The 23,642-nt window shown below is 67.7% G+C and carries 26 protein-coding genes and 1 tRNA gene; 15 read left to right on the top strand and 12 right to left on the bottom strand.

Annotated elements, in window-relative coordinates:
• Window positions 1-135: 135 nt before the first annotated feature.
• Window positions 136-615, top strand: a complete 480-nt coding sequence (locus E4P24_RS13825; RefSeq protein ID WP_004042946.1) for a DUF456 domain-containing protein — start codon at window positions 136-138, stop codon at window positions 613-615.
• Window positions 616-645: 30 nt separating this feature from the next.
• Here E4P24_RS13825 and E4P24_RS13820 read toward each other — a convergent pair whose 3' ends face one another.
• The 4 genes from E4P24_RS13820 to E4P24_RS13805 form a co-directional block, all read right to left on the bottom strand.
• Complete coding sequence (locus E4P24_RS13820) at window positions 646-1,305, bottom strand: cyclase family protein (RefSeq protein ID WP_008605483.1); 660 nt, start codon at window positions 1,303-1,305, stop codon at window positions 646-648.
• Window positions 1,306-1,371: 66 nt separating this feature from the next.
• Window positions 1,372-3,084 carry a glutamate--tRNA ligase gene (locus tag E4P24_RS13815; protein WP_188148601.1) on the bottom strand — a complete coding sequence of 571 codons (1,713 nt, stop codon included), beginning with the start codon at window positions 3,082-3,084 and terminating at the stop codon, window positions 1,372-1,374.
• 189 nt (window positions 3,085-3,273) lie between these two features.
• Window positions 3,274-4,320: a geranylfarnesyl diphosphate synthase gene (gene idsA3 / locus E4P24_RS13810; RefSeq protein WP_188148600.1), complete on the bottom strand. Its 1,047-nt coding sequence runs from the start codon at window positions 4,318-4,320 to the stop codon at window positions 3,274-3,276.
• The gene (locus E4P24_RS13805) at window positions 4,320-5,672 is read right to left on the bottom strand and encodes a ribonuclease J (protein WP_004061394.1); all 1,353 of its coding nucleotides are present in this window, start codon (window positions 5,670-5,672) and stop codon (window positions 4,320-4,322) included. Before E4P24_RS13805 ends, idsA3 begins: the two co-directional genes overlap by 1 nt.
• A 382-nt stretch (window positions 5,673-6,054) precedes the next feature.
• On the opposite strand from E4P24_RS13805, the gene E4P24_RS13800 reads away from it, so the two are divergent.
• The 3 genes from E4P24_RS13800 (at window position 6,055) to purF (ending at window position 8,317) form a co-directional block, all read left to right on the top strand.
• The gene (locus tag E4P24_RS13800) at window positions 6,055-6,285 is read left to right on the top strand and encodes an LSM domain-containing protein (protein ID WP_004042938.1); all 231 of its coding nucleotides are present in this window, start codon (window positions 6,055-6,057) and stop codon (window positions 6,283-6,285) included.
• Complete coding sequence (locus E4P24_RS13795; RefSeq protein ID WP_004042936.1) at window positions 6,282-6,458, top strand: 50S ribosomal protein L37e; 177 nt, start codon at window positions 6,282-6,284, stop codon at window positions 6,456-6,458. Before E4P24_RS13800 ends, E4P24_RS13795 begins: the two co-directional genes overlap by 4 nt.
• A gap of 377 nt (window positions 6,459-6,835) precedes the next feature.
• A complete protein-coding gene (gene purF, locus E4P24_RS13790) occupies window positions 6,836-8,317 on the top strand; it encodes an amidophosphoribosyltransferase (protein ID WP_115861747.1) in 1,482 nt (493 codons plus the stop codon).
• A gap of 354 nt (window positions 8,318-8,671) precedes the next feature.
• Here purF and E4P24_RS13785 read toward each other — a convergent pair whose 3' ends face one another.
• Entirely contained in the window at window positions 8,672-9,232 is a 561-nt protein-coding gene (locus E4P24_RS13785; RefSeq protein ID WP_004042923.1) for a DUF420 domain-containing protein, read from the bottom strand.
• 143 nt (window positions 9,233-9,375) lie between these two features.
• Between E4P24_RS13785 and E4P24_RS13780 the strand changes: the two genes are divergently transcribed.
• From E4P24_RS13780 to E4P24_RS13765, 4 genes are all read left to right on the top strand, one after another.
• Window positions 9,376-9,460 (top strand) — tRNA-Leu (locus E4P24_RS13780).
• Between the two features lie 192 nt (window positions 9,461-9,652).
• Window positions 9,653-10,174 carry a multiprotein-bridging factor 1 family protein gene (locus tag E4P24_RS13775; RefSeq protein ID WP_004042922.1) on the top strand — a complete coding sequence of 174 codons (522 nt, stop codon included), beginning with the start codon at window positions 9,653-9,655 and terminating at the stop codon, window positions 10,172-10,174.
• A 35-nt stretch (window positions 10,175-10,209) separates the two neighbouring features.
• Entirely contained in the window at window positions 10,210-11,406 is a 1,197-nt protein-coding gene (locus tag E4P24_RS13770) for a DHHA1 domain-containing protein (protein WP_188148599.1), read from the top strand.
• A gap of 99 nt (window positions 11,407-11,505) precedes the next feature.
• Window positions 11,506-12,651, top strand: a complete 1,146-nt coding sequence (locus E4P24_RS13765) for an acyl-CoA dehydrogenase family protein (protein WP_188148598.1) — start codon at window positions 11,506-11,508, stop codon at window positions 12,649-12,651.
• Window positions 12,652-12,689: 38 nt separating this feature from the next.
• Here the strand turns inward: E4P24_RS13765 and E4P24_RS13760 are convergent, their stop codons facing one another.
• Entirely contained in the window at window positions 12,690-13,103 is a 414-nt protein-coding gene (locus E4P24_RS13760) for a hypothetical protein (RefSeq protein WP_115861749.1), read from the bottom strand.
• A 75-nt stretch (window positions 13,104-13,178) separates the two neighbouring features.
• On the opposite strand from E4P24_RS13760, the gene E4P24_RS13755 reads away from it, so the two are divergent.
• From E4P24_RS13755 to E4P24_RS13745, 3 genes are all read left to right on the top strand, one after another.
• Window positions 13,179-13,733, top strand: a complete 555-nt coding sequence (locus tag E4P24_RS13755) for an HAD family hydrolase (protein ID WP_004042913.1) — start codon at window positions 13,179-13,181, stop codon at window positions 13,731-13,733.
• 209 nt (window positions 13,734-13,942) lie between these two features.
• On the top strand, window positions 13,943-14,383 hold the full coding sequence (locus E4P24_RS13750) for a hypothetical protein (protein WP_188148597.1): 441 nt from the start codon (window positions 13,943-13,945) through the stop codon (window positions 14,381-14,383).
• 125 nt (window positions 14,384-14,508) lie between these two features.
• Window positions 14,509-14,856 (top strand): hypothetical protein, encoded by a 348-nt coding sequence (locus E4P24_RS13745; RefSeq protein WP_188148596.1) that lies wholly within the window; start codon window positions 14,509-14,511, stop codon window positions 14,854-14,856.
• A gap of 27 nt (window positions 14,857-14,883) precedes the next feature.
• Here the strand turns inward: E4P24_RS13745 and E4P24_RS13740 are convergent, their stop codons facing one another.
• Both E4P24_RS13740 and E4P24_RS13735 read right to left on the bottom strand, forming a co-directional pair.
• Window positions 14,884-16,344: an RtcB family protein gene (locus E4P24_RS13740; protein ID WP_115802814.1), complete on the bottom strand. Its 1,461-nt coding sequence runs from the start codon at window positions 16,342-16,344 to the stop codon at window positions 14,884-14,886.
• Between the two features lie 108 nt (window positions 16,345-16,452).
• Window positions 16,453-16,863 (bottom strand): archease, encoded by a 411-nt coding sequence (locus E4P24_RS13735; RefSeq protein ID WP_115802815.1) that lies wholly within the window; start codon window positions 16,861-16,863, stop codon window positions 16,453-16,455.
• A gap of 177 nt (window positions 16,864-17,040) precedes the next feature.
• Here E4P24_RS13735 and E4P24_RS13730 point away from each other — a divergent pair, with 177 nt between their 5' ends.
• The 3 genes from E4P24_RS13730 (at window position 17,041) to E4P24_RS13720 (ending at window position 19,715) form a co-directional block, all read left to right on the top strand.
• Window positions 17,041-17,517 carry an N-acetyltransferase gene (locus E4P24_RS13730; RefSeq protein ID WP_004061415.1) on the top strand — a complete coding sequence of 159 codons (477 nt, stop codon included), beginning with the start codon at window positions 17,041-17,043 and terminating at the stop codon, window positions 17,515-17,517.
• Between the two features lie 107 nt (window positions 17,518-17,624).
• Window positions 17,625-18,593 (top strand): sugar phosphate isomerase/epimerase, encoded by a 969-nt coding sequence (locus tag E4P24_RS13725; RefSeq protein ID WP_004061416.1) that lies wholly within the window; start codon window positions 17,625-17,627, stop codon window positions 18,591-18,593.
• Between the two features lie 3 nt (window positions 18,594-18,596).
• Window positions 18,597-19,715 (top strand): Gfo/Idh/MocA family protein, encoded by a 1,119-nt coding sequence (locus tag E4P24_RS13720; RefSeq protein ID WP_188148595.1) that lies wholly within the window; start codon window positions 18,597-18,599, stop codon window positions 19,713-19,715.
• Window positions 19,716-19,766: 51 nt separating this feature from the next.
• On the opposite strand, the gene E4P24_RS13715 is transcribed toward E4P24_RS13720, so the two are convergent.
• The 3 genes from E4P24_RS13715 to E4P24_RS13705 all read right to left on the bottom strand — a co-directional run bounded on the left by E4P24_RS13715 (window position 19,767) and on the right by E4P24_RS13705 (window position 21,612).
• A complete protein-coding gene (locus E4P24_RS13715) occupies window positions 19,767-20,615 on the bottom strand; it encodes a translation initiation factor eIF-2B (protein WP_004061420.1) in 849 nt (282 codons plus the stop codon).
• Window positions 20,616-20,739: 124 nt separating this feature from the next.
• A complete protein-coding gene (locus tag E4P24_RS13710; RefSeq protein ID WP_006601514.1) occupies window positions 20,740-20,976 on the bottom strand; it encodes a DUF5822 domain-containing protein in 237 nt (78 codons plus the stop codon).
• A 129-nt stretch (window positions 20,977-21,105) separates the two neighbouring features.
• Window positions 21,106-21,612, bottom strand: coding sequence for a type IV pilin (locus tag E4P24_RS13705; RefSeq protein WP_188148594.1), 507 nt, complete (start codon window positions 21,610-21,612; stop codon window positions 21,106-21,108).
• A 159-nt stretch (window positions 21,613-21,771) separates the two neighbouring features.
• Here E4P24_RS13705 and panB point away from each other — a divergent pair, with 159 nt between their 5' ends.
• Window positions 21,772-22,581: a 3-methyl-2-oxobutanoate hydroxymethyltransferase gene (gene panB, locus E4P24_RS13700; protein WP_188148593.1), complete on the top strand. Its 810-nt coding sequence runs from the start codon at window positions 21,772-21,774 to the stop codon at window positions 22,579-22,581.
• Between the two features lie 43 nt (window positions 22,582-22,624).
• Here the strand turns inward: panB and E4P24_RS13695 are convergent, their stop codons facing one another.
• Window positions 22,625-23,407, bottom strand: coding sequence for an alpha/beta fold hydrolase (locus E4P24_RS13695; protein WP_115861763.1), 783 nt, complete (start codon window positions 23,405-23,407; stop codon window positions 22,625-22,627).
• Window positions 23,408-23,642: the final 235 nt, after the last annotated feature.

Genomic DNA, 23,642 nt, shown 5'->3' with positions numbered 1-23,642 from the left:
AAACTATCCCCCGAACGGGCAGAAAGCGGGCGACTCGTCGCATGAGTCGGTACCTCGACCCCCGCCGCGGCCGCGTCGGGGCCGCCACGCGCCCACTCGGTGGGGTGAATAGCCCCCGGCCCGAACCACCCCGGTATGGACGTGTTCCTCTGGGTCGCGCTCGCCCTCTTGGTCCTCGGCGTCGTCGGGAGCGTACTCCCGCTGCTTCCCGGTGCGCTCCTGTCCGTAGTCGGCGTGGTCGTCTACTGGGTGTCGACCGGCTTCTCGGAGCCCGGTCCCATCGCGTTCGTCGGGCTCACTCTCGTCGGCCTCGTCGCGCTCGTCACCGACTACGCCGGCGGGATGGTCGCCGCGCGGTTCGGCGGCGCGTCGACCCGAACCTCGATTGTCGCCGGCGTCGTCGGCTTCCTGCTCATGTTCCTCATCGGCCCGCTCGGCATCTTCGTCGGCGTCGCTGGCACCGTCTTCGCCCTCGAATACGTCGACCATCAGGACGCGGAAGAGAGCGGTCGGCGCGCCCTCGTCGCCACCGTCGGCGTCCTCGCCACCGCGGCGGTGCAGGCGCTGTTGACGTTCTCGATGCTCGTCGGGTTCGTCCTGACCGTGGTGCTCTGAGCGCAGGCCGGTTTTCGCGTTCCCGCCGACTCACCGCTCGTCTCGCCGCCGAATCAGCCCCGTCTCCGCGTCGGCGACGACCCGCGCGGGCGCGCCGTCGGCGTCCACCCGAAGCGGCATGACGTACAGGTCGAACGTCCGGTCGGTCGGGAGCGCGTCCAACCCGCAGAGGTTCTCGACGACGAGGAGTCCCGCCCCGAGAATCGCGTGGTGGGCGGGCACGCCGTCGCCGCCGGTCGGGTCCGGGCTGAGCGCGTCGATACCGACCGAGAGCCCGCGGTCCGCGCAGGCGCGCGCCGTCTCGGGCGCGAGCGCCGGGTGGTCGGCCATGCGTTCGGTCCCCCACTCGTCTTCCCAGCCGGTTCGGAACACGAGAAAATCCACGCGCGGTTCGAGGCGTTCGGGAATCGCGTCCGGGCCGATTCGACCGCGGGGTCCCGCGTCTCGACAGTCGATTGCGCGAGCGGTGAACCGGAGGTCGTCGGCCGGGAAGTCGTCGAGCGTCGCGCCGTCCGGCTCGGTGTGCGCGGGGGCATCAACGTGCGTGCCCGCGTGGGTTCCGAGTTCGAGCCGCGAGACGCGATAGCCGTCGGTCTCGAAGTCGGCGTGCGACTCGACTGCGACCGGCGGGTCGCCGGGGTACGTCGGCATCCCTGTTTCGACGCGGCGGGTGAGGTCGAGGAGGGTCATACGGCTCCTTAGGCGGGGGTGGGTAAAACGAGTGTTCGTGTCGAAAGCGACTGTCCGTCGCTCGACCTACTTGTGCGCGAAGTAGACGACCGTCTCGTCGTCGCCGCGGTCGTCCACGCGGACGAAGCCGACGCGCTCGAACTGGACGAGTGCGTCCTCGGGCACGTCACCGAAATCGGGTTCAGCGACGCCCGTCACGTCGCCGTCCATGGTGCGCATGCGGACCGGGACGCCGTCGGTCGGTGCCCAGTGAATCACGTCTACGTCGCCCTCGCGGACCACGTCGAGGGCGTCGCCGGTGGCGACGAGCGAGTCGCCCTCGCGGCGGACCGCGCCGAAGCCCTTCAGCCAGACGCGCTCGCCCTCGGCGGGCACGTCGCCCGATTCGAGGAGGACGCTGTCGCCGACGGGGATGTCGCGGGTGCCGCGCTCCTCGAAACTCGGGTGGAGCGGCGGGTGGGCGCTGTCGGGGCCGCCCTCGACGGCGAACGCCTCCCCGTCCCGAACGAGGAAGTAGCGGTCCGTGTCGTCGTCGACGAGGTCGCGGTTGTTCGCGTAGACGGTCGACATCGAGAGGTCGACATTCGAGGTGGAGGTGCCGAGGCCGACCATCGCGTCCACGATGGCCTGCCCGCGGATGCCGCGGCGGCGGAGGCTCTTGATGGTCGGCACGCGCGGGTCGTCCCAGCCCTCGACCTCGCCCGCGTCGATGCGTTCCTTGATGCTCGACGTGGACATCTTCACGTCGTAGGCGTCGACCTGCACGTGGCCCCAGTGGACGACCTCGGGGTAGTCCCAGCCGAAGTAGTCGTAGACGAACTGCTGGCGCTTCGCGGAGTCCTGGAGGTCGATGCCGCGGATGATGTGGGTGACGCCCGTGAGGTGGTCGTCGACGCCGGACTGGAAGTCGAGCATCGGCCACGCGCGGTAGTCGGCCGCCTCCTCGCGGGGGTGCGGCGTGTCTATCATGCGGAAGGCGACCCAGTCGCGCAGCGCGGGGTTCTTGTGCTCGATGTCGGTCTTGACGCGGAGAACCATCTCGCCCGAACTGTACTCGCCTGCGACCATGTCCTCGAACTCCTCGCGGGTCGTCTCGGGGTCCTTGTCGCGGTGCGGACAGGGCTTTCCGTCGTTCTTCAGGTTCGAGAACTCCTCGCCCGAACACGAGCAGGTGTACGCGCCGCCCATCTCGATGAGTTCGCGGGCGTGGTCGTAGTACGTCTCTACCCGGTCGGACGCGCGAATCACGTCGTCGGGCTCGAACCCGAGGTAGTCGATGTCGTCGAGGATGGCGTCGTACGCCGTCAGGTCCGGTCGCTTCGTCTCCGGGTCGGTGTCGTCGAACCGAACGATAAACGAGCCGTCGTACATCTCCTTGTACGTCCCGATGACCGCGGGCATGCGGGCGTGGCCGAGGTGCCACGGGCCGTTGGGGTTCGGTGCGGCGCGCATGCGGACCTCGTCGTACGCCTCGACGTTCGGAAGGTCGGGGAGCAGCGAGTCGTCCGCCTCTTCTTCGGCTTCCATCTCGGCGAGTTCCTCGGGCGCGAGCTCTTCGAGTCGCTCGCGCTTTTCGCCCGCCGAGAGCTGATTCACTTCGGCGACGACGGGGCCGATGAGGCCCGGAATCTCGCCGCCGTGCTGTCGGAAGTCGGGGTTTTCGCCCATCAGCGGGCCCATAATCGCGCCCACGTCGGCGTCGCTGTCGTGTTTCACCGCGTTGAGAAGCGCGTGCTTCTCGGCCTCTCGCTCGATGCGCTCTCGAAGCTCGTCGTCCATTACCGTTCGCTTCCGCGGCGCGCCTAAAAACAGGCCCGGATTGCGGGGAAGGGTCCTCGCGCGGGCAGGGGTACGGTACATGTTAGCATTTCAGATCAGATATGAGTTGCGGCGGGGCTCGGTGGCGGACGGTCGAAAGAAAAGCCCGCACGACAGCGGTTCGCTGTGGGCTCGGGGTGCGCCGCGCGCTCAGTAGCCGCGGGTGATGAGGTAGTCCGCGATGTCGCACAGCAGGTCGCGGGCCTCGTTGTCCGGGAGGACGTCGAGCCGCGATTTGGCCTGTTCGGTGAGGTCTTCGGCCATCTCGCGGGCGTAGTCGATGCTGCCCGCCTCGTTCAGTTCGGCGACGGCGGCCTCGACGGCGTCTTCGGTGAGTTCCTCGGCCGTCTCGGCGTCGACGAGGTCGTCCACGTCGATGCCCTGCTGGCGCGCGTGAAGCGAGATGATGGTCTCTTTGTTCTCCACGAGGTCCGAGCCGCGCTGTTTGCCGAGCTGGTCGGACGGCACGGTCAGGTCGAGCACGTCGTCTTGAATCTGGAACGCGCTGCCGGACGCGATGCCGTACTGGTAGAGCGCCTCGACGACCTCGTCGTCGGCGCCCATGACGACCGCCGGAACGGCGGCCGCGGTCCCGTAGAGCACCGCCGTCTTCAGTTCGACCATCTGGAGGTACTCGTCGGGGAGCACCTCGGTGCGGCGCTCGAACTCGATGTCGAGCGCCTGCCCCTCGCAAATCTGCGTGCAGGTGGTCGCGAGCCGGCGGACGGCTTCGAGGCCGTCGGCGGGGTCCGCGCCCGTCTTCGTCAGGAGTTCGAACGCCTTGGCGTACAGCGTGTCGCCGGCGAGGATGGCGGTCGAGTTGTCGTACTCCTTGTGAACCGCCGGGACGCCGCGACGGAGGTCGTCGTCGTCCATGATGTCGTCGTGGATGAGCGTGAACGACTGGATGACCTCGATGCTCACGGCGGCGACCATCACGTCGATGGGGTCGCCCTCGAGCGTCGGGAACGCCCGGTAGTCCTCCGACATCGGTTCGACGTCCGCGAGGGACTCCGCGGTCAGGAGGGAGACGGTCGGCCGGAGGCGTTTGCCGCCGGCTTTCAGGAGGTACCGTGAGGCCTCGTAGAGCCGTTCGGGCTCGGCCATCGGTACGTCCTCGTCGAGCGCGTCGTTGACGAGTTCGCGCCGCTCGCGAATCGCCTCGAGCACCCGCTTTTCCGTCGCGTCGGGAGTCATCACTCCACCAGCTGAATCATGTTGCCGTTCCGCGTGACGTGGAGGTCGCGACCGAGGGCGTAGCCCTGACTCTCCGCGAGGTCCACGTACGGAGCGAAGCCTTTCAGGTTCTGGTGAGCCGGGATGACGTGCTGGGGCTGGAGCGCCTGGAGCATCTCGTAGTGGCCCTCCTCTCGGAGGTGGCCCGAGACGTGAATCTCGTCGTAGATGCGCGCGCCCTGCATGCGCAGGAGGCGTTCGGACTGGTAGCGCTGGCCCTCGTTCGTCGGCTCCGGGATGACCCGCGCCGAGAAGATGACCTTGTCGCCGTCGTCAATCTCGTACGGCGTCTCGCCGCGGCCCATGCGGGTGAGCATCGCGCGCGGCTCGCCCTGGTGGCCCGTGACGATGGGCAGGTAGTTCTCCTTGCCCTCCTTCATGATTCGCTTGAAGGTGCGGTCGACGGACTTGCGGTGGCCGTACATCCCGAGGTCGTCGGGGAGGTCGACGAAGCCGAGGCGCTCGGCCGTGCCGGAGTACTTCTCCATCGAGCGGCCGAGGAGGACCGGCTGGCGGCCGATATCCTTGGCGAACTCGACGAGCGAGGAGACCCGGGAGATGTGCGACGAGAACGTCGTCGCGACAATGCCGCCGTCGTAGTCCTCGACGGAGGTCATCACGTCTTTGAGGTGGCGGCGCGCGACGGACTCGGAGGGCGTGCGGCCCTTCCGGCCGGCGTTCGTACAGTCTTCGATGTACGCGAGCACGCCGTTGCCCTCGCGGCCGATTTCGCGGAAGCGCTTCATGTCGATGGGGTCTTCGAGGACCGGCGAGTGGTCCATGCGCTTGTCGAGGCCGTAGACGATTGCGCCCTCGGGCGTGTGGATGACCGGGTTGATGGCGTCGATGATGGAGTGGGTGACGTGGACGAATTCGAGTTCGACCTGTCCGGAGTCGCCGATGGACATCGTCGACCCGGCTTCCATCTTGACGAGGTCGTTGTTGACGTTGAACTTGTTCTCGCCTTCGATCTGCTGTTTCACCAGTTCGATGGTGAAGGGCGTGGCGACGACGGGGGCGTCGTAGCGGTGGGCGAGCTTGGAGATGGCCCCGATGTGGTCGAGGTGGCCGTGCGTGGGGACGATGGCCTGCACGTCTCCTTCGAGGTCGCTCATGACCCGGTCGTCCGGGATAGCGCCCATGTCGATGAGGTCGAGGCTGTGCATCTTTTCGGTCTCGACGTTGTCGTGGATGAGGACCTGCGACAGGTTGAGACCCATGTCGAAGACGACGACGTCGTCTCCGGCACGGACGGCCGTCATCTGACGGCCGACTTCTTCGTATCCGCCTATGGTTGCGATTTCGATTTCCATGGTTTGTGTGTCTCGATATTCCGAGCATCGAAAGCCACGATGTGGCGAAGGTGCTCACGGAAAGACGGGTGTCTGGGGGCCACCGGCCCCGGCGTCTTGCAGCTCGTCGGTCGAATGACCCCGCGTACGAGACGGCCCGAACCGGTCGATTTGGGCGCGCCCGCACTTACCCGCGGGTTTCTGGTACTGAGTTCTACTCGCGGGGGTACTAAAAACTACGTGGGTTCATCGCGCCCGCACGCCCGGGGTCGTGAGAGAACGTCTCACGTGAGACGAGGATTCTCCCCGTTCGGCGACGATTTCGACCCGGACGGTCGGATTCGACGCGACTCCGCACTGTCGGTCCGGCACATTTAAGACAACTACGAGACGGATTTGATGCATGAGCGGCCGACCTCTCGACGTCCTCGAAGCGTCACTCGACGAGCCGGTGACGGTTCTCCTCAAGGACGGAAACGCGTACTTCGGCGTCCTCGCTGGTTACGACCAGCACATGAACGTCGTACTCGAAGAAGCGCTGGACGAAGACACCGTGCCCGGGGATATCGAACTCGAGCAAGTCCAAGACACAACCATTATACGCGGCGATAACGTCGTCACCATCAAAGCATGACGGGTGCAGGAACCCCCAGCCAAGGAAAGAAGAACAAGACGACGCACGTCAAGTGCCGTCGCTGCGGCGAGAAGTCCTACCACGTGAAGAAGAAGGTCTGCTCGTCTTGCGGCTTCGGTAAGTCGAAGAAGCGTCGGAGCTACGCCTGGCAGTCGAAGTCCGGCGACAACTAACGACTCTCGACGGTCTCCGACCGTCTCTGTCTTCTCTCTCGCCGTCTGCGGCGAGAACGAACCCGCGTTCCTGACTCCCGGTTCGTCTTCGACCCCGTGACACTCGCTAGCACCGAGTACGGCGTCCCACCCCCGACCTGCGTGCAGTTCTCGCCACTTTCCTGACAACAGCTACCGCCCCGAGCCGACGCTGTCGCCGCGGCCGACGAGACCAGCCACGGGTGCGTCGCTTCCGTTCTCGTCGGGTTACGCGCCGGCTCGTAGTCGCCCTCCCGATCCGTAAACATATGCACTAACGTGGATATTTATCGGTTGGGGACCCCGTCGTTACTGCATAAGGACGGGTTTTTTACCCCCTCGACTCTCTATCATCTTCCATGGTAACTGGGCGGGACGACTCCCACCACCACATCGGCGGACCGACCGAGAAGTGCGGTGTCGTCGGCGTCGCACTCGGCGGTCGAGACGCCGCACGGCCCCTCTACTACTCGCTGTACGCCCTCCAGCACCGGGGCCAAGAGTCCGCAGGCATCGTCACCCACGACGGGTTCCAACAGCACAGTCACGTCCAGATGGGTCTCGTCGGCGACGCGTTCGGTGCCGACGACCTCGACGGCCTGAAGGGCGAAGCCGGCATCGGCCACGTCCGCTACCCAACCGCGGGCGACGTGTCGAAGTCGTGCGCCCAGCCGTTCGCCGTCTCGTTCAAGTCGGGCTCGCTCGGTCTCGCGCACAACGGCAACCTCGTCAACGCCGACGAACTCCGCGACGAACTGGAGAACTTCGGCCACGCCTTCACCTCCACGGGCGACACCGAGGTCATCGCCCACGACCTCGCGCGCAACCTCCTCGAAGAGGACCTCGTCCGCGCCGTCAAGCGAACGATGGAGCGCATCCACGGCTCGTACGCGCTCACCATCATGCACGACGAGACGGTCCTCGGCGTGCGCGACCCCGAGGGGAATCGGCCGCTCTGCATCGGGAAAGTCGACGACGGGTACGTGCTCGCCTCCGAGTCGGCCGCCATCGACACGCTCGACGGCGAACTCGTCCGCGACGTGAAGCCGGGCGAACTCGTCGTCCTCGAACCCGACGGCTCCGGCTTCGACTCGTATCAACTGGTCGAACGCGACAACACGGCCCACTGCTTTTTCGAGCACATCTACTTCGCCCGCCCGGACTCCGTGATGAACGACACGCTCGTCTACGAGGCCCGCCGGGGACTCGGTCGGAAGCTCTGGGACGAAAACGGCGTCGACACCGACGTGGTCATGCCCGTCCCCGACTCGGGCCGCGCGTTCGCCTCCGGCTACGCCGAGGCCGCACAGGAAGACGACGCGACCGTCGAGTTCGCTGAGGGGCTGATGAAGAACCGCTACGTCGGCCGGACGTTCATCATGCCGACCCAAGACGAGCGCGAGCGCGCCGTGCGCCTGAAGCTCAACCCCATCAAGAGCACCGTCGAGGGGAAGTCCGTCACGCTCATCGACGACAGCATCGTCCGCGGGACGACCTCGAATCAGCTCGTGCAACTCTTGTACGACGCCGGCGCGACCGAGGTCCACATGCGCATCGGCGCGCCGCCCATCGTCGCGCCCTGTTACATGGGCATCAACATGGCCACCCGCGAGGAGCTCATCGCCTCGGACAAGTCAGTCGAGGATGTCCGCGACACCATCGACGCCGACAGCCTCGGTTACCTCTCTATCGACTCCGTGGCCGAAGTGCTCGAAAAGTCCCAAAGCGACCTCTGTCTCGGCTGTGTCACCGGCGAGTACCCCTACGACATCGACGGCGAGGAAACCGACCGCGACGTGAGTCGCCCCGTCGTCGGCGCCGAAGCGCCGCTGAGCGACTGAGTCTCACCGACGCCCGTCCGACCTGCCGACCCGTCCGACCCGCCGACCTCTCGACACAGAAGACAGTCACCGAGAGCCGCGATAGCATAGTCAACGCGGCCTTTCTTTTCTCTCGCGCCCGTCGTTCGGACCGTACTCCGACTCGCCGAGAACCGGGTTGCGAGCGGAGTACGGAGTGCGAATCGACGGGGCGGACGCCGCGGGAGGGCTCGCACGCCCCGTCTCTGTGACCTGCCGGTCGCACCACGTACTACCGCCCGTCCGAACTAACGGCCCTCGGGCCGCGCGCTCCGCCGCGGGCGTCGGACGGGTACTCCCTTGGAACGCCCGAGCGACGGCGCTCGCCGTCCCTCCTCAGTAGATGACGTAGAGGAGGACGTAGACGACGTTTCCGAGGACGAACGAGACGAGCCACAGCGAGGCCGCGACGCGGCCGAACCGAGCGTGTTCGGTTCCGAAGACTTCGGTTATCGGTCGCGTCAGTGCCAACAGCAGGACGTAGTAGACGACGGGGACGCAGACGATAGCCAGAAGGATGTGAATCGCCAGCGTCGGGAGGTAGACGAACTGATAGACCGCGTCGGGGCCGGGGAACTCGGCGGTCCCCTGAACGACGACCTTGTAGAGATAGAGGACGAGGAACGTCGCAAACAGGAGGAACGAGGCGAGCATCATGCGCCGGTGGCGCTCGATGTCGCCGCGGCGGACGAACCGGACGCCGGCGAGGATGGTGACGATGGCGACGGTGCTGATGACCGCGTTGACGTGCGGAATCGCGTTCAGCGCGGCCGCCGGCGCGGTCGGAATCGCGGCGCGGGGAATCGCGCCGAGCGCCGCGCCGAAGACGAGCGCGAGCGACAGTACCGAGAGGAGAGCGGTCAGTCCGCGGACGTGGTCGCGTGCTCGGAACTCCATGGGCGTACTCCGGGGCCGCGAGGCCAAAATCGTTCGGTCGCCCGACCGCGGTACGACGCCTGCAAACGCCCGACATTGCCGAGTCGAAAGGAAAGTCATTTAAATTACCGCGGGGTAACGGAGAGTGCAGCAAGACACAGCGAGCGTGGGTAGCCAAGCCAGGCCAACGGCGCAGCGTTGAGGGCGCTGTCCTGTAGAGGTCCGCCGGTTCAAATCCGGTCCCACGCATCGCAAGATGCAGGTGACGTCCCTACACGGACATCACCCACGCACAATCCTTCCACGAAACTACACCCCGAGAGGCATCCTTCTCCGGGTTTTTTCGGTGTTCACCGGCCAGTGGCCGTGCAACCGTCGACCTCGGTCTCGGCCGCATCCCCGTGCCGCGAGTTTAAAAGGGTCGAACGAGTAACACGCGGCATGGCCAAGTACTCGACGAACCGGGGCGGTGGCGGCGGCGACGGCGACAGTTGCGAACTCTGCGGCCGAAGCACCGCGAAGCTCCGGCGTGCGAACGTGGCCGGCGCGGACCTGTTGGTCTGTCCGGACTGCGCGCCGCACGGCGAGAACCGCCACGCGGACCGAAAAAGCGGGTCGAGCGACGCCTCTCGCGACGGTTCTTCGGGGAACCGCAAGAAGCGCGCCGCCCAGCGCACCGCCAAGCTGTACGACAGCGCGAAAGGCGACTCCAAACACTGGGAGGAAAAAGGGACGAACTACGAGAAAGACCGGCTTCCCTACCTCGTCTCCGGCTACGGCGGCGTCGTCGAGTCCGCCCGGCAGGACGCCGGGCTCCAACTCGCTGAACTCGCGGACGAACTCGACCTCGACGAGAAGCAACTGCTCGCCATCGAGCAGGGCCGCGCCACGCGGGCGAACGTCGGGGGGTCGGCCATCCGTGCCCTCGAAGAGCGCCTCGACGTGACCCTCGTCGACGAGTAGCACGATTTTTCTCGGTCGGGCGTCTCGACGCGCACATGTCCGACTCACTCGCACCCGACTCCCCGACGGTCCGGGCGTTCGACGCGACGGTGACGCGCGTCGACGGTCGGTCGGTCGTCCTCGACGAGACGTACTTCTATCCAGAAGGCGGCGGCCAGCCCGCCGACCGGGGCGTTCTCGGCGGCGTCGACGTCGAACACGTCCGCACGAACGCCGACGGCGCGGTCGTCCACGACCTCGCGGCCGACCCCGACTTCGCCGCTGGCGACGAGGTGACGGGCGTCGTCGACGACGACTTCCGGACGTACTGCATGCGGGCGCACACCGCGAGTCACGTTCTCTACGGCGCGGGTCGCCGCACCTTCGACGACCTCGGCTACGGCGGCTTCGACATCTCCGCGGAGAAGGTCCGCGTCGACTTCGAGACCTCGACCGAGGTCGACGACGACGCGCTCGTCGAACTGGAGCGCCTCGTCAACCGGGCGGTGTGGGACAACCGCGAGGTGTCGTGGGAGGAGATTCCCGTCGCGGAGGCCCGCGACCGCGAGGAAATCGCGTTCAACGTCAAGACCGAGGAAGGCGTCTTCTCCGAGTCCGAAACCGTCCGAGTCGTCTCCATCGACGGCTGGGACTGGGCGGCCTGCGGCGGCACGCACGTCTCGAACACCGTCGAAATCGGGCCGGTCGAGGTGCTCGGCCGGTCGAACCCCGGCGAGGGTCTCACCCGCGTCGAGTTCGCGGTCGGGCCGTCGGCCGTCGACCGCCGCGCCGCGGTCCGCGGGTCCGCCTACGAGGCCGCCCGAGCGCTCGGGACGAACCTCGACGGCCTCGGAGAGTCAGCCGCCGCAGTCGCGGCCGCGCGCGAAGAACTGGAGTCCGAACTCGCGGACCTCAAGTCCGAGGTACTGCGCTCCCGACTCGCGGACTTCGAGACGGTCGAACGCGACGGGCTGACGTGGAACGTCGGTGCAGTCTCGGGCTTCGACGCGAACGAGGTCGGGGAGGCCGCCAAAGAGGCCCGCGACGGAGCGGCCGTAGACGTGTTCGTCGCCGTCGGCGAATCGGACGCGCCGTTCGTCGTCGTCGCCAGCGCCGGCGACGCGGCCGCCGGGGAGGTCGTCGCCGAGGTGACAGACGAGTTCGGCGGCGGTGGCGGCGGCGGGCCGACGTTCGCGCAGGGCGGCGGTCTCGGCGCGCCGGCCGACGAGGTTCTCGCGTACCTACGCGACTGAGTGGAGTCCCGCACAGCGACCGAGACTGTGGCGTGCTGACGCCCGACGGACGACCGGCGGTTCAATCATCTTTTTCAATGATGGTCCGTACTCATCACCATGGAAACCGTAGGGTCTGCCACGGGTCTGACCGACGAGCAACGGGCCATCCGCGACGTGGTCCACGAGTTCGCCGTCGAGGAGATTCGCCCGACTGCGCGCGAGGCCGACGAGACGGAGGCGTTCCCGGAGGACGTGTGGGACGGCCTCGCTGACCTCGACCTGACCGGGCTGACCGTCCCCGAGGAGTACGGCGGGTTCGGTGCCGACCGCGCCACCTACGCCGTCGTCAACGAGGAGGTCGCCTACGGCCAACTCGCCGTCGCCACCGCGCTCTCCGTGCACTGTCTCGCCACCGAGTGCATCGCCGAGTTCGCGACCGACGAACAGAAGGAAACGTGGCTCCCCGAGATGGTCCGCGGCCGACCGGTCGGCATGTTCGGCCTCTCCGAACCGGACGCGGGGTCAAACCCCGCCGAGATGTCGACGGTCGCCCGGCGCGAGGGTGACGAGTACGTCATCAACGGCAAAAAGCAGTGGATAACGAACGGCCAGCGCGGCGGCGTCTGCATCCTCTTCGCCAAGACCGACCCCGACGACCCCTCGTCGGTCACGCAGTTCCTCGTTCCGGAGTCGGCCGGCTACGAGGTCGGCAAGAAAGAGGAGAAACTCGGCCTCCGCGCGTCCGACACGACGGCGCTGCTCTTCGACGACGTGCGCATTCCTGCGGAAAACCGACTCACTGAGGAGGGCAAGGGCCTCTCTGCGGCCTTCCGCATTCTGACCGGCGGTCGCATCGGCATCGCCTCGCAGGCCGTGGGACTCGCGCAGGCCGCGCTCGACGACGCTATCGACTACGCGAACGAGCGCGAGCAGTTCGACAAGCCCATCTCGAAGATTCAGGCGGTTCGCCACAAAATCGCGGACATGGGCACGCAGGTCCACGCTTCGCGGATGCTCGTCCGCGAGGCCGCCCGCGTCGCCGACGCCGGCGACGACCCGCGGACCGCGGCGTCCATCGCGAAGTACTTCGCCAGCGAGGCCGCGGTCGACGTGACCAACGAGGCCGTGCAGGTCCACGGCGGCTACGGCTACACCACCGACTTCGACGTGGAGCGGTACTACCGCGACTCGAAGATTACGACCATCTACGAGGGAACCAGCGAGATTCAAAAAGAGATTATCGCGCGGTCGCTCCTCGACTGAACGGGCGAGCAGACCTCTTTTTCAGCCGGTCGAGTCGCTCACGGACTCCGGGCGAGCGTCGGCAGCCTTCGCTCGCGGACCACGTCGACGGCGGCGACGCCCGCGAGGAGGAGACAGCCGACGAGCGTCACCCACGCGCCGGCCGCCGAGACGAACGTCTCGTCCCACAGCTGGATGAACCGCAGGACTGCGACGGTCCCGACGACGCCGACGACGAGTTCCGCGCGTCGGGAGCGCCGTCCGGCGAGCGCGGCCACGGAGAGCAAAACGACGGTCGGGAGGAGGACGATACCGTGGACGAGTTCCAGCCCGTTTCCCATGCCGCCGTAGTAGACGTCTATGACCGGCCCCTCGTGGGCCGGGTCGACCTGTATCCACGGGAGGAAGACGCCGGCCGCGACGACGAGCGACGGGAGGATCGGCGCGAGGCGGTCGCGGAGCGCGGATGCCATGCGGGAAGCGACGCCGGGGTCCCGTATAGGCCTTCGCCCGAAGCGTCTTTTCCCCGCGGTGCCCTACTGCGGGCAATGACGCTCCCCGACCTCTCGGCGTTCGACGCGGTCGTCTACGACCTCGACGGGACGCTCGTCGACCTCCGCGTCGACTGGAACGACGCCGCCAGCGACGCCGCGGCCGTCCTACGGAACGCCGGCGTCGACGCCGACTCGCTGGACCTCTGGAAGATGCTCGACGCGGCCGACGACGCCGGCGTCCGCGACGACCTAGAGCGAGAGCTCGCGGCCCACGAACGGGAGGGCGCGTGGCTCTCCGACCGCCTTCCCCTCGCGGACCACCTCGCCGATGACGGCGTCCCCTCCGGCGTCTGCTCGCTCAACGCCGAGGACGCCTGCCGGGTCGCGCTCGACGTGCACGACCTTTCGGACCACGTCGACGCCGTCGTCGGCCGCGACAGCGTGGCGACGCGCAAGCCCGACCCGGAGCCGTTGCTCACGACGCTCGAACGCATGGCGGTCGACCCCGACTCGGCCGTGTTCGTCGGCGACTCGGCCCGCGACGAGGTGACGGCCGACCGCGCCGGCGTCGCCTTCAGATACGTCGACGGCGGTCCCACCGGCGTTTGAGCGAGGGTCGAAGGAACTGGACTGGTCTGAACAGAGCAGAAGCTACGACGGGAGCAAACAGGCGGCACGGTCGCTCCGCCGGGCGGCGTGCCGCGCTCCCGCGTTGCGCCCGGCGGCGATGCTCAACGCACGGGGGCGCTGGCCGCGGAATCCGTGATAAATCTCCGCACCGGCGCGGCCGTTAAGCCCGCGGAGTCCTACGCTCACCCATGGGATTCTCCGTCTCGTACTACTGTCCGCACTGCGGCGCGGTCGTCGAACTCGAACGCGACGTCTATCTGGCCGACAAGTCGGTGACGCCGTACCCGCTCGAAGGATGGGCGTACGCCGACCCGTCAGACGACTTCGAAGACGCCGAGGGCGTCCGGTTCGTCTGCGGCGAGGGCGCGGATGAGAACGCGGGTGCGAGTGAGGGCGACTCACCCCTGTCGTGGACCGGCGACGTGGTCGACGCCGACGACGTCGAACAGCCCGGAGTGGCGTCGCCCTGCGGCCGCGAGTTCTACCTTTCGTTCGTCAGATACGAGGACGGCCGCGAGGTCGAAGCCGTCCCCGAGAGCGACTACGTCGTCATCGGCGGACGCGGCCCCTCGGGGCCGCCCGGCCCGCGAGGACCGGACGCGGGGCCGCGCGGTCCCGGCGGGTTCTGAGTCCGCGTCCGCGACTCGCACACGCTCGGTCGCCCGGCCATCTCGTCGCTTGACGGCGAGACCATCCACGTCGTGCGAGCAGGTCTCATCTCGTATTCAATAGCTCACGCGTCGATTACTCACGTATGATACCCGTTCAGTCCTCGTTCGGTCTCGGCGACGCGCTGTTCTTCGCGCCGTTCGTCGCCCTCGCCGTCGTCATCTTCGCGTTCGCCGGCGCGGTTGTCTACCTCGAACACAGAAAAGAGATGGCGCTCATCGAGCGCGGCCACTACGACGAGGGCGACCGCGACTCGCGGGCGTGGATTCTCGGCGGCGGCCTGCTCGTCCTCGCCATCGGTCTCGGGAGCGTCGTCTCGGCGCTCCTCTCGGGCGGCGCGGTCGGTGACGGCGTGACCGCGGTGTTCGTCGGTCTCGCGGCGCTCGCGTACTACTTCTACAAGCGCCGCGCGGTCGGGACGACCGTCGCCTGAGCCGCGAAACGCGGTCGGGTCGGGGACTCAGCCCTTGATGTTGCAGACGGGGAACGTCCGCGCGACCTTGTCGCCGATGCCCAACTCGTCGGAGACGCGGACGACCTCGTCGACGTCCTTGTAGACGCCCGGCGCTTCTTCTGCGACCGTCGCGCCCGACTGGGCTTTCACGTATATCTTCTCCTGCTCGCGGAGTTCGTCCTGCACCGTCTCGCCCCAGTACTCCTGTTTCGCCTTCGTTCGGCTCATGAGCCGGCCCGCGCCGTGGGCCGTCGAGCCGAAGGTGAGGTCGAGCGACTGGTCGCCGCCGCGGAGGACGTAGCTCCCCGCGCCCATGCTCCCGGGGATGATGACCGGCTGGCCCACGTCGGCGTAGGCGGGCGGGAGTTCGGGCCGGCCCGCGGGGAACGCCCGCGTCGCACCCTTTCGGTGGACGTAGAGTTCGCGCTCCTCGCCGTCTACCATGTGGACCTCCTTCTTGGCGATGTTGTGCGCCACGTCGTACAACAGGCGCATCTCCATGTCGCGCCAGTCGCGGTCGAACACGTCCGCGAACACCTCGCGCGTGCGGTGCATGATGAGCTGTCGGTTCACCCACGCGAAGTTGATGGCGGCGCACATCGCGCCGTAGTACTCCTCTGCGAGTTCGGAGCCGGCGGGCGCGGCCGCGAGCTCCTTGTCCGGCAGGTCGTCGAGCAGGTCGGCGTGTTCTTGCTCGATGCGCCGGAGGTAGTCGGTGCAGGTCTGGTGGCCGAGTCCGCGGGAGCCACAGTGGATGAGGACGACGATTTGGTCGGCTTCGAGGCCGAACGACTCGGCCACGTCGTCGCGGTAGACGTCCGTGACGCGCTGGACTTCGAGGAAGTGGTTTCCGGAGCCGAGACTGCCGATTTGGTTGCGGCCGCGGTCTTTCGCCTTCTGGGAGACGAACTCGGGACGGGCGTCGTCGCGGAAGCCTTCGTCCTCGCAGTGGGCGAGGTCGTCGTCCGTGGCGTAACCGGCGTCGACCGCCCAGCGCATCCCGCGGGCGAGGATGTCCTCGATGGTCTCGGCGTCGCCCTTGACGACGCCGCCGCCGCCGAGTCCCGAGGGGACGGCCTCGAACAGGGCGTCGACGAGTTCCTCCTCGTGGCCCTGGAGGTCCTCGTAGGTGAGGTTCGTCGTCATCATGCGGACGCCGCAGTTGATGTCGTAGCCGACCGCGCCGGGGGAGATACAGCCGTCCGCGGTGTCGGTCGCGCCGACGCCGCCGACGGGGAAGCCGTAGCCCTGGTGGCCGTCGGGCATGCAGATGGCGTGGTTGGTGATACCCGGCAGGTGCGTCGCGTTCCGCAGCTGTTCGAGCGTCTTGTCGTCGCCGATGTGGTCGAGCAGCGCCTCGGAGGCCAGCACCCGCGCGGGGGCGTTCATCTCGCCCTCCTGCGGAATCTCCCAGACGTGCTCGCGAACTCGTCGCAGTTCGATGTCGCCGAACTCGCGTGTTTCCATACGCGGACAATCGACGCGGCGACTCAATAGGATTCCGTCACGCCGCGAGCGCCCGCGACGAGCGGCGCGCGGCGCGACCGTCGGCGCGACGGAGACGAAGCCGACAGCTCACACGTCGAAGACGACGTACGCCTCCCAGCCGGCGTCGGTCGCTTCCAGTCGCATCTCGGAGTAGGTGACTGCTTTCACGTCGCGGGCGTCCACGTCGGAGAAGGGGACGCCCCGCGCGGACGCCTCGACGACCCACTCGTCGCCCTCCCGCCGGACGGTCGCCTCGTGGGCCGCGGGGAGGACGCCCCGCACGTCGCGCTCGTAGATGAGTTGGTCGAGGTAGTCGAACAACAACGCCTCGCGGCCCTCCGCGCGGACGGTGAACGAAAATCGGTCGCCCGTCTCGGCGGGGTCGTCGCACATGGCGGCGGTGAGTCCGTCGGCGACGGCGGCGAAGACGGCACCGAGGCTCTCGCCGTCGGCCGCGACGGCCACGTCGGCGGTGTGGTCGCGGAGCGTGAATCCCATACCGGAGGGACGGACGCGGCCGACCCTCGTCCTTTCGGTCGGCGGCGAGCGCGCGCCTCGAACCCCGTCGTCCGCGGGCGATTCGTGTCGAACGACTATCCAATCTGACGGCGGCGGCCTCAACCACGCGTTCTGACGGACGGTGGAGTTATATTCTCGCTCCGGCTACGACGGGACGTGAGCGTCAACGTGGAGATGCGGGTCGACGCCCCCGGCCAGCGCGAGTACGCCGAGGCGGCCTGGGACCTGAAAGAGCGGATTCGGGTCGAGGAGGGCCTCCTCAAGCAGCGACGGGGCTTTTTCATGGACGCCTACCGGCGGTCGAACACGTATCTCCTCTACGAGAACGACGCGCTCGTCGCGTTCGCCTCCACGCGGCGCGACGGCTACATCCTCTTTCTGGCGGTCTCGCCCGACGCCCGCGGCGAGGGCTACGGCAAGCGCCTCGTCGCCGAGGTCGCGGACGAACATCCGGTCGTGACCTGCCACGCCCGGACGACGAACACGAACGCCCTCGATTTCTACGAGCGGATGGGCTTCGAGGTCCGCCGCCGCATCGAGAACTACTACGAGGACGGCGGGGCCGCGTTCTACCTCCGACTCGGCGAGGAAGCAGGCCTCAGAGAGAAGCTCTCGGAGTTCCTCCGCCGGTAACGACCGACACCGTCGCGTTCGACGCCGATTCGAGAGCGCCAGCGCCCTCCTCGCTCCCCTTGCGCGTATCCTTAATTTTTATTCACTTCCTAGTATATGTGGTTGATATGTACATCGGAGTGCTCACCGTCCCGCTCGGAGACGAACCCCTCGACGACGCGCTCGACTATCTGTCGGGCATCGGCGTCGACGGCGTCGAACTCGCCGTCGGCGGCTGGCCCGGCGAGGACCACGTCGACCGGAGCGCCGTCCTCGCGGACGACGACGCGCAGGCCGACCTCCTCGATTCGGTCGAGAGCCGGGACCTGCAAATCAGCGCGCTCGCGACGCACAACAACCCGCTGCATCCCGTCGAGGAGACGGCCGCCGAGGCCGACACCGAACTCCGCGAGGCAATCGAACTCGCGGACGCCCTCGACGCGAACACCGTCACCTGTTTCTCGGGACTCCCCGCCGGCGGCCCGAACGACGAGGTGCCGAACTGGATTACCGCACCGTGGCCGACCGAGCACGCCGACGCCCACGACTACCAGTGGGAGGTCGCCGTCGACTACTGGTCCGACCTCGCCGCGTTCGCGGACGACCACGGCGTCGACATCGCCATCGAGATGCACCCGAACATGCTCGTCTACGAGCCGACGGGGATGCTGAAGCTCCGCGAGGCGACCAACGAGCGCATCGGCGCGAACTTCGACCCCTCGCACCTCTACTGGCAGGACATCTCCATCACCGACGCGATTCGGTTCCTCGGCGAGGCGGACGCCATCCACCACTTCCACGCGAAGGACACGAAGGTGTACGAGTCCGAGTCCCGAATCAAGGGCGTCCTCGACACGACCTCCTACGCGGACACCGCCGACCGCTCGTGGCTGTTCCGCTCTATCGGCTACGGCCACGACGAGGGCCACTGGAAGGACGTTGTCTCGACGCTTCGGATGGTCGGCTACGAGGGCGCGCTCTCCATCGAACACGAGGACGCGCTCACGTCGTCCACGGAGGGACTCGAAAAGGCCGTCGACGTGCTCTCGCGCGCCGTCTTCGAAACGCAACCCGGCGACGCCTACTGGGCGGAGTAATTCATGACTGAACCACTCAAAATCGGCGTCCTCGGCTACCGCTTCATGGGCAAGGCGCACTCCAACGCGCTCGCCCGCCTGCCGATGTTCTTCCCCGACGCGCCCGACGTGGAGCGCTCGGTCATCGTCGGCCGCGACGAGGAGGCGCTTTCCGACGCGGCGGAGCGCTTCGGCTTCGAATCGACCGCGACCGACTGGCGCGACGTGGTCGACGACGTGGACGTGTTCTACAACCTCGGCCCGAACCACCTCCACGCCGAACCCTCCATCGCCGCGCTCGAAGCCGGTGCCAGCGTCTTCTGCGAGAAGCCGCTCGCGCCGACGCTCGACGAGGCCGAGGCGATGCGCGACGCCGCCCGCGCGGCCGACGGCGTCGCCGGCTGTGCGTTCAACTACCGCTTCGTGCCCGCCATCCGGTACGCCAAGCGACTCATCGAGAGCGGCGAACTCGGCGAGATTCGACACGTTCGCGGGCGCTACTTGCAGGATTGGCTCGTCGACGCCGACGCGCCGTGGACGTGGCGCATGGACGAAGACGCCGCCGGCTCCGGCGCGCTCGGTGACCTCGGCGCGCACACCATCGACCTCGTTCGGTTCCTCGTCGGTGACCGCGCCGGCGACATCGACCGCATCTCGGGGCATCTCCAGACGTTCGTCGACGAGCGGCCCGTCCCCGGCGAGGACGAGTACCGGCCCGTGACCGTCGACGACGCCTACACCGCGCAGGCCGAGTTCGAAAACGGCGCGGTCGGGAGCTTCGAGGCCTCGCGCTTCGCAGACGGCCACAAGAACGACCACACCATCGAGATTCACGGCTCCGAGGGCAGCCTTCAGTTCTCGCTCGAACGCCTCAACGAACTGGAGGTGAAAACCGGCGACGCCCGCGGCTACGAGACGGTGCTCGTCACCGACGAGGACGACCCCTACCTCGACCACTGGTGGCCGCCGGGCCACGTCCTCGGCTGGGAACACACGTTCGTCCACGAGAACTACGAGTTCCTGTCGGCGGTCGCCGGCGGCGGCGACTTCTCGCCGTCGTTCGAGGACGGCTACGAGGTCCAGTCGATTCTCGACGCCATCGAGCGCTCCGACGCGGCCGGCGAGTGGGTCAGCCTCGGCTGACGGGTCGAACGGCGAGAAGTCGAATCGGGCCGCGGGCGACGCGCCGCCCGCTCAGAACTCGATGACGCCCTCGTCGGTGATGACCTCGTCGATGAGGTCGACCGGCGTGGCGTCGTAGGCGGGGTTCTCCAGTTCGATGCCCTCGACGGGTTCGAGCATGACCTCGCTGGGCGAGCGAATCTCGTTTTCGAAGCGGAAGCCGCCGTCGACGACTTTCGCGCCCGAACCGACGACCGTGACCGGCACGCCGACCTCGTTGGCGGCGGCGACGAGCGGGAACGTCCCGATGCGGTTGTAGAGCGTCTCCTCGACGATGCAGTCCATGCCGATGATGACGCGGTCGCACCTCGGGAGGAACATCCCGGACGCGCCGTCGACCATCAGGTGCGGCTCGACGTCGTCGATGGCGGCGAGTTCGCGCGCGAACTTCCGGCCGAGGAAGCGCGGGCGGGCCTCCGTCACGTAGGCGGTGAGCTCCGCGCCGTCGGCGACGGCGAGTTCGACGGCCTCCATGACCGTCGAGGAGTAGTCGTGGGTGAGGAACGTCTGGCCGTCTTCGATGGTCGCGGCCGCCTGTTGGGCCGCGTGGCGCTTGCCCGTCTCGACGGTCTCGACCACGCGGTCGATGGTCGACAGGGTGAGCTCCCGCGCCTCGTCGAGGTCGTCCGCCTCGCCTTGGACGCTGTGAAGCACGTCCTGGAGGGCGTTGTACAGCGACGCGTGCGACGGGTTCGCCCGCTTGAGCGCGCCGACGTTGCGTTCGAGGTCGCGTTCGAACTCCTCGACGGTCGCGTAGTCGCGCTCGGTCAGTTCCGCGAGCGCCCGCGTGGCCTTGACGGCGACGACCGAGGAGCTGTGCGTCTGCATCTCGCGAATCTCCTCGATGGTCTCGTCTATCATACGAGAACGTCGCCGTATCGTGTGAAAGAGTTTCCGGGAGCGAGCGCCGCCGCGGTCGCCGTCGCCACCGTGGGCGCGCCCCCGCGTTTGCCCGCAGTCGCCCGCAGTCGCCCGCTGCTCGGCCTCAGTCTTCCGCGTCGATGTCGGTGTCCAACTCCGCTTCGGGGGGCGTCCCGCCGTCGCCCGCGTTGGTCCGCTTGGCGTAGACGAACAGGGCGACGGCGGTCAGGAACCAGATAACTGCGCCGACGCGAACCGCGAACTCGGCTCGCGCGCCCCACGTCTGGAGGCCGGCGTTAATCGAGAGGACCGCGACGATGGGCGAGCCGACGAGAATCGTCGTGACGAACGTCATCTGCATGACCCACCCGTAATCGACGCCGTCCGGATTCGAGCGCTCGACTGGTTGCACGGGTAGCAGTATCACGGCGACGGCTAATGCGTGCCGGTTCGCGCTCGCGGAGCGCGCCCGACTCGCGACCCCGGGCGCTCAGCAGGCGGCGTTCGTCGCGGTCGGCTCGGTCGGAATCTCGTAGTCGACGAGGACGCTCGACGACCCGCCTTCGTGTTCGATGACGACGCGGTAGCGCTGGCCCGCCTCGCAGATGGGCCGGAGCGCGCTGTCGGAGCCGGCACCGTCGATGTGGGCGTACTCGCCGGCGGGACCGACCTGCTCGTCGCCGGTCCACACGTCCTCCCACGCGATGCGGTTGTTGGCGTCGTCGACGACGAACACCTGACTGCCGTCTTCGATGCTCCCGAACTCGTGGGTGATGTTGATGTACGCACCGTTCGCGCCGTTGTCGACGCCGTCGGGGTGGTAGTCCACGTCGAACGACACCTGCGGTTGCGGCTCGGAGAGCACGTCTTCGAACCCCATCACCATCATCCCGACCATCGCGGCGAGGAGGACGACGATGACGACGAGAAGCGAGACGCCGACGACCGGGGAGATGCCGCGGGACGAGCGGCGCTCGGAGGGTGCTAAAGCGGGCATGCGTCGTTCGGACAGGCGCGCCCTCCTAAGTAAAGTGTTACTTCAATCGCAGGTCGGGGCGACCGGCGCGGGACGGCGCGGACCGCCGCGACTCCCGGCGACTCGCGGTCGGCGGCGCGCAAGGGTGACGCTGATAACCCGGACGCGCGAACGGCACGCATGGTCACGGTACGGTCCATTCGGGCGAAGGCTGGTAGCGAGCCCATCACGATGCTCACGGCGTACGACGCGCCGACCGCGGGCGTCGTCGACGAAGCTGGCATCGACATCGTCCTCGTCGGCGACAGCATGGGTAACACGGCGCTCGGCTACGACTCGACGCTCCCGGTGACCGTCGAGGACGTGGCGAGCCGAACCGCCGCGGTGGCGCGCGCGACCGACGACGCCCTCGTCGTCGCTGATATGCCCTTCCTCTCGGTCGGCGTGGACGAGGCGTCGAGCGTCGAGCACTGCGGCCGGATGCTCAAGGAGGCCGACGCCGACGCGGTCAAACTGGAGTGCGGTCCCCACACCGTCGAGTTGACCGAACGCCTCGTCCGACTCGGCATCCCCGTGATGGCCCACCTCGGGCTGACGCCCCAGCGCGTCAAGGAGGTCGGCTACGGCAGGCAGGGCACGGACCGCGACGACGCACAGGAGATTCTCGACCTCGCGAAGGCCCACGCCGAGGCGGGCGCGTTCTCGCTCGTCCTCGAACACGTCCCGGCGAACCTCGCGAAACAGGTCACAGAGGCCATCGACATCCCGACAATCGGCATCGGCGCGGGCCCCGACTGCGACGGGCAGGTGCTCGTCGTCGACGACGTGGTCGGCATGAGCGACCGCACCCCGCCCTTCGCGGCGCAGTTCGGCGACGTGAAATCGGAGATGGAGAAGGCGGTCGGCGCGTACCGGGACGCCGTCGAGGCCGGCGAGTTCCCGGCGGACGAACACAGCCACGTCGAAGACGACCTCGACGAACTGTACTGAGCGCGCGACCCCGAGACCCGCGCTCGCGCCCGGTTGCGACGACTTACGCCACGCGGCGGTCGAGGAACGTTTTCACGGCCTCGTTGAACGCCGCCGGCCGTTCGAGCATCGCGAGGTGCGCGGCGTCTTCGACGGTCCCGAGTTCGCCGTCGGGCATCGTCTCCGCGAGGTACTCGTGGTACGACGGCGGCGTCAGGCGGTCGTACTCGCCGACGAGCGCGAGCGTCGGCACCGAAATCTCGCTCACCTCGTCGCGCACGTCGAACGTGTGACACGACAGGAAGTCTCGGCGGGTGACCGCCTGTCCGGCGTCGTACATCGCTTCTTTGGAGCCCTCGACGAGGCGCTCGTCGTCGGCGTGGAACAGTTTGTCCTCGCCGTGGAGGAAGGAGACGGCGCGGTCGAAGTCGTTTTCGAGCCAGTCCAACAGGTCCGAGAGCACGGCGAGTTTCGCGCCCGTGCCCGCGAGGACGAGCGCGTCGAGGTCGAGGTCGCGTTCGAGCGCGAGCGTCAGCGCGACCGCGCCGCCGAGCGAGTTGCCGACGAGGACGCTCGCGTCGGTCTCCTCGGCCACGGCGACCACGTCGTCGACGTAGGCCGACAGCGTCTCGTAGCCGGCGTCGGCGTCTACGTCGTCGCTGTCGCCGTGGCCGCTCAGGTCCAGTGCGGCGACCGGGTAGTCGCTCGCGAGGCGGAACTGGCCGCGCCAGACGCCGTGTGCGCCGCCGCTGCCGTGGACGCAGAGGAGCGTCGGTCCCTCGCCCCCCGCGTCGCGGTGTCGATAGGCTGTCTCCCGTCCGTGGTGGTCCACCGAAGCCGTCTCCATACCTCGAAACTGGTCGCCGCGAGCCAATAAACCCCCACGCCGGCACCGAGTTTCGGCGGCGGAGCAAGTCGGTCGACCGGGCGGCCCGCTGCCGAGGCCACTAGTTTGACGTTACTCCGCCGCGAACTACTCGGTGAGGCGTGGCGACTGTGAACCGCAATTCAACCGAAATGCGGCATATCGGTGTCGTCACCCGATTCGTTGGAGAAAGACTTATATACTCAAAACGCTAACC

It is taken from the genome of Haloferax sp. AS1 (assembly GCF_014530665.1).
Taxonomy (GTDB): Archaea; Halobacteriota; Halobacteria; order Halobacteriales; family Haloferacaceae; genus Haloferax; species Haloferax volcanii.
Note: the sequence above shows the minus strand (reverse complement) of the source record. Positions and strands in the feature narration are given on the sequence as shown.

Excerpts from the sequence above, each read along its gene's own strand:
- E4P24_RS13720 (WP_188148595.1), top strand. The coding sequence starts at position 18,597 with ATGACTGAACCACTCAAAATCGGCGTCCTCGGCTACCGCTTCATGGGC.
- E4P24_RS13725 (WP_004061416.1), top strand. The coding sequence starts at position 17,625 with ATGTACATCGGAGTGCTCACCGTCCCGCTCGGAGACGAACCCCTCGAC.
- E4P24_RS13750 (WP_188148597.1), top strand. The coding sequence starts at position 13,943 with ATGGGATTCTCCGTCTCGTACTACTGTCCGCACTGCGGCGCGGTCGTC.
- E4P24_RS13715 (WP_004061420.1), bottom strand. The coding sequence starts at position 20,615 with ATGATAGACGAGACCATCGAGGAGATTCGCGAGATGCAGACGCACAGC.
- purF (WP_115861747.1), top strand. The coding sequence starts at position 6,836 with ATGGTAACTGGGCGGGACGACTCCCACCACCACATCGGCGGACCGACC.
- E4P24_RS13775 (WP_004042922.1), top strand. The coding sequence starts at position 9,653 with ATGGCCAAGTACTCGACGAACCGGGGCGGTGGCGGCGGCGACGGCGAC.
- E4P24_RS13735 (WP_115802815.1), bottom strand. The coding sequence starts at position 16,863 with ATGGGATTCACGCTCCGCGACCACACCGCCGACGTGGCCGTCGCGGCC.
- E4P24_RS13815 (WP_188148601.1), bottom strand. The coding sequence starts at position 3,084 with ATGGACGACGAGCTTCGAGAGCGCATCGAGCGAGAGGCCGAGAAGCAC.
- E4P24_RS13820 (WP_008605483.1), bottom strand. The coding sequence starts at position 1,305 with ATGACCCTCCTCGACCTCACCCGCCGCGTCGAAACAGGGATGCCGACG.
- E4P24_RS13695 (WP_115861763.1), bottom strand. The coding sequence starts at position 23,407 with ATGGAGACGGCTTCGGTGGACCACCACGGACGGGAGACAGCCTATCGA.
- E4P24_RS13800 (WP_004042938.1), top strand. The coding sequence starts at position 6,055 with ATGAGCGGCCGACCTCTCGACGTCCTCGAAGCGTCACTCGACGAGCCG.
- E4P24_RS13805 (WP_004061394.1), bottom strand. The coding sequence starts at position 5,672 with ATGGAAATCGAAATCGCAACCATAGGCGGATACGAAGAAGTCGGCCGT.
- E4P24_RS13785 (WP_004042923.1), bottom strand. The coding sequence starts at position 9,232 with ATGGAGTTCCGAGCACGCGACCACGTCCGCGGACTGACCGCTCTCCTC.
- E4P24_RS13825 (WP_004042946.1), top strand. The coding sequence starts at position 136 with ATGGACGTGTTCCTCTGGGTCGCGCTCGCCCTCTTGGTCCTCGGCGTC.
- E4P24_RS13760 (WP_115861749.1), bottom strand. The coding sequence starts at position 13,103 with ATGGCATCCGCGCTCCGCGACCGCCTCGCGCCGATCCTCCCGTCGCTC.
- E4P24_RS13705 (WP_188148594.1), bottom strand. The coding sequence starts at position 21,612 with ATGCCCGCTTTAGCACCCTCCGAGCGCCGCTCGTCCCGCGGCATCTCC.
- E4P24_RS13740 (WP_115802814.1), bottom strand. The coding sequence starts at position 16,344 with ATGGAAACACGCGAGTTCGGCGACATCGAACTGCGACGAGTTCGCGAG.
- E4P24_RS13745 (WP_188148596.1), top strand. The coding sequence starts at position 14,509 with ATGATACCCGTTCAGTCCTCGTTCGGTCTCGGCGACGCGCTGTTCTTC.
- E4P24_RS13795 (WP_004042936.1), top strand. The coding sequence starts at position 6,282 with ATGACGGGTGCAGGAACCCCCAGCCAAGGAAAGAAGAACAAGACGACG.
- E4P24_RS13765 (WP_188148598.1), top strand. The coding sequence starts at position 11,506 with ATGGAAACCGTAGGGTCTGCCACGGGTCTGACCGACGAGCAACGGGCC.
- panB (WP_188148593.1), top strand. The coding sequence starts at position 21,772 with ATGGTCACGGTACGGTCCATTCGGGCGAAGGCTGGTAGCGAGCCCATC.
- E4P24_RS13770 (WP_188148599.1), top strand. The coding sequence starts at position 10,210 with ATGTCCGACTCACTCGCACCCGACTCCCCGACGGTCCGGGCGTTCGAC.
- E4P24_RS13710 (WP_006601514.1), bottom strand. The coding sequence starts at position 20,976 with ATGCAGATGACGTTCGTCACGACGATTCTCGTCGGCTCGCCCATCGTC.
- idsA3 (WP_188148600.1), bottom strand. The coding sequence starts at position 4,320 with ATGACTCCCGACGCGACGGAAAAGCGGGTGCTCGAGGCGATTCGCGAG.
- E4P24_RS13755 (WP_004042913.1), top strand. The coding sequence starts at position 13,179 with ATGACGCTCCCCGACCTCTCGGCGTTCGACGCGGTCGTCTACGACCTC.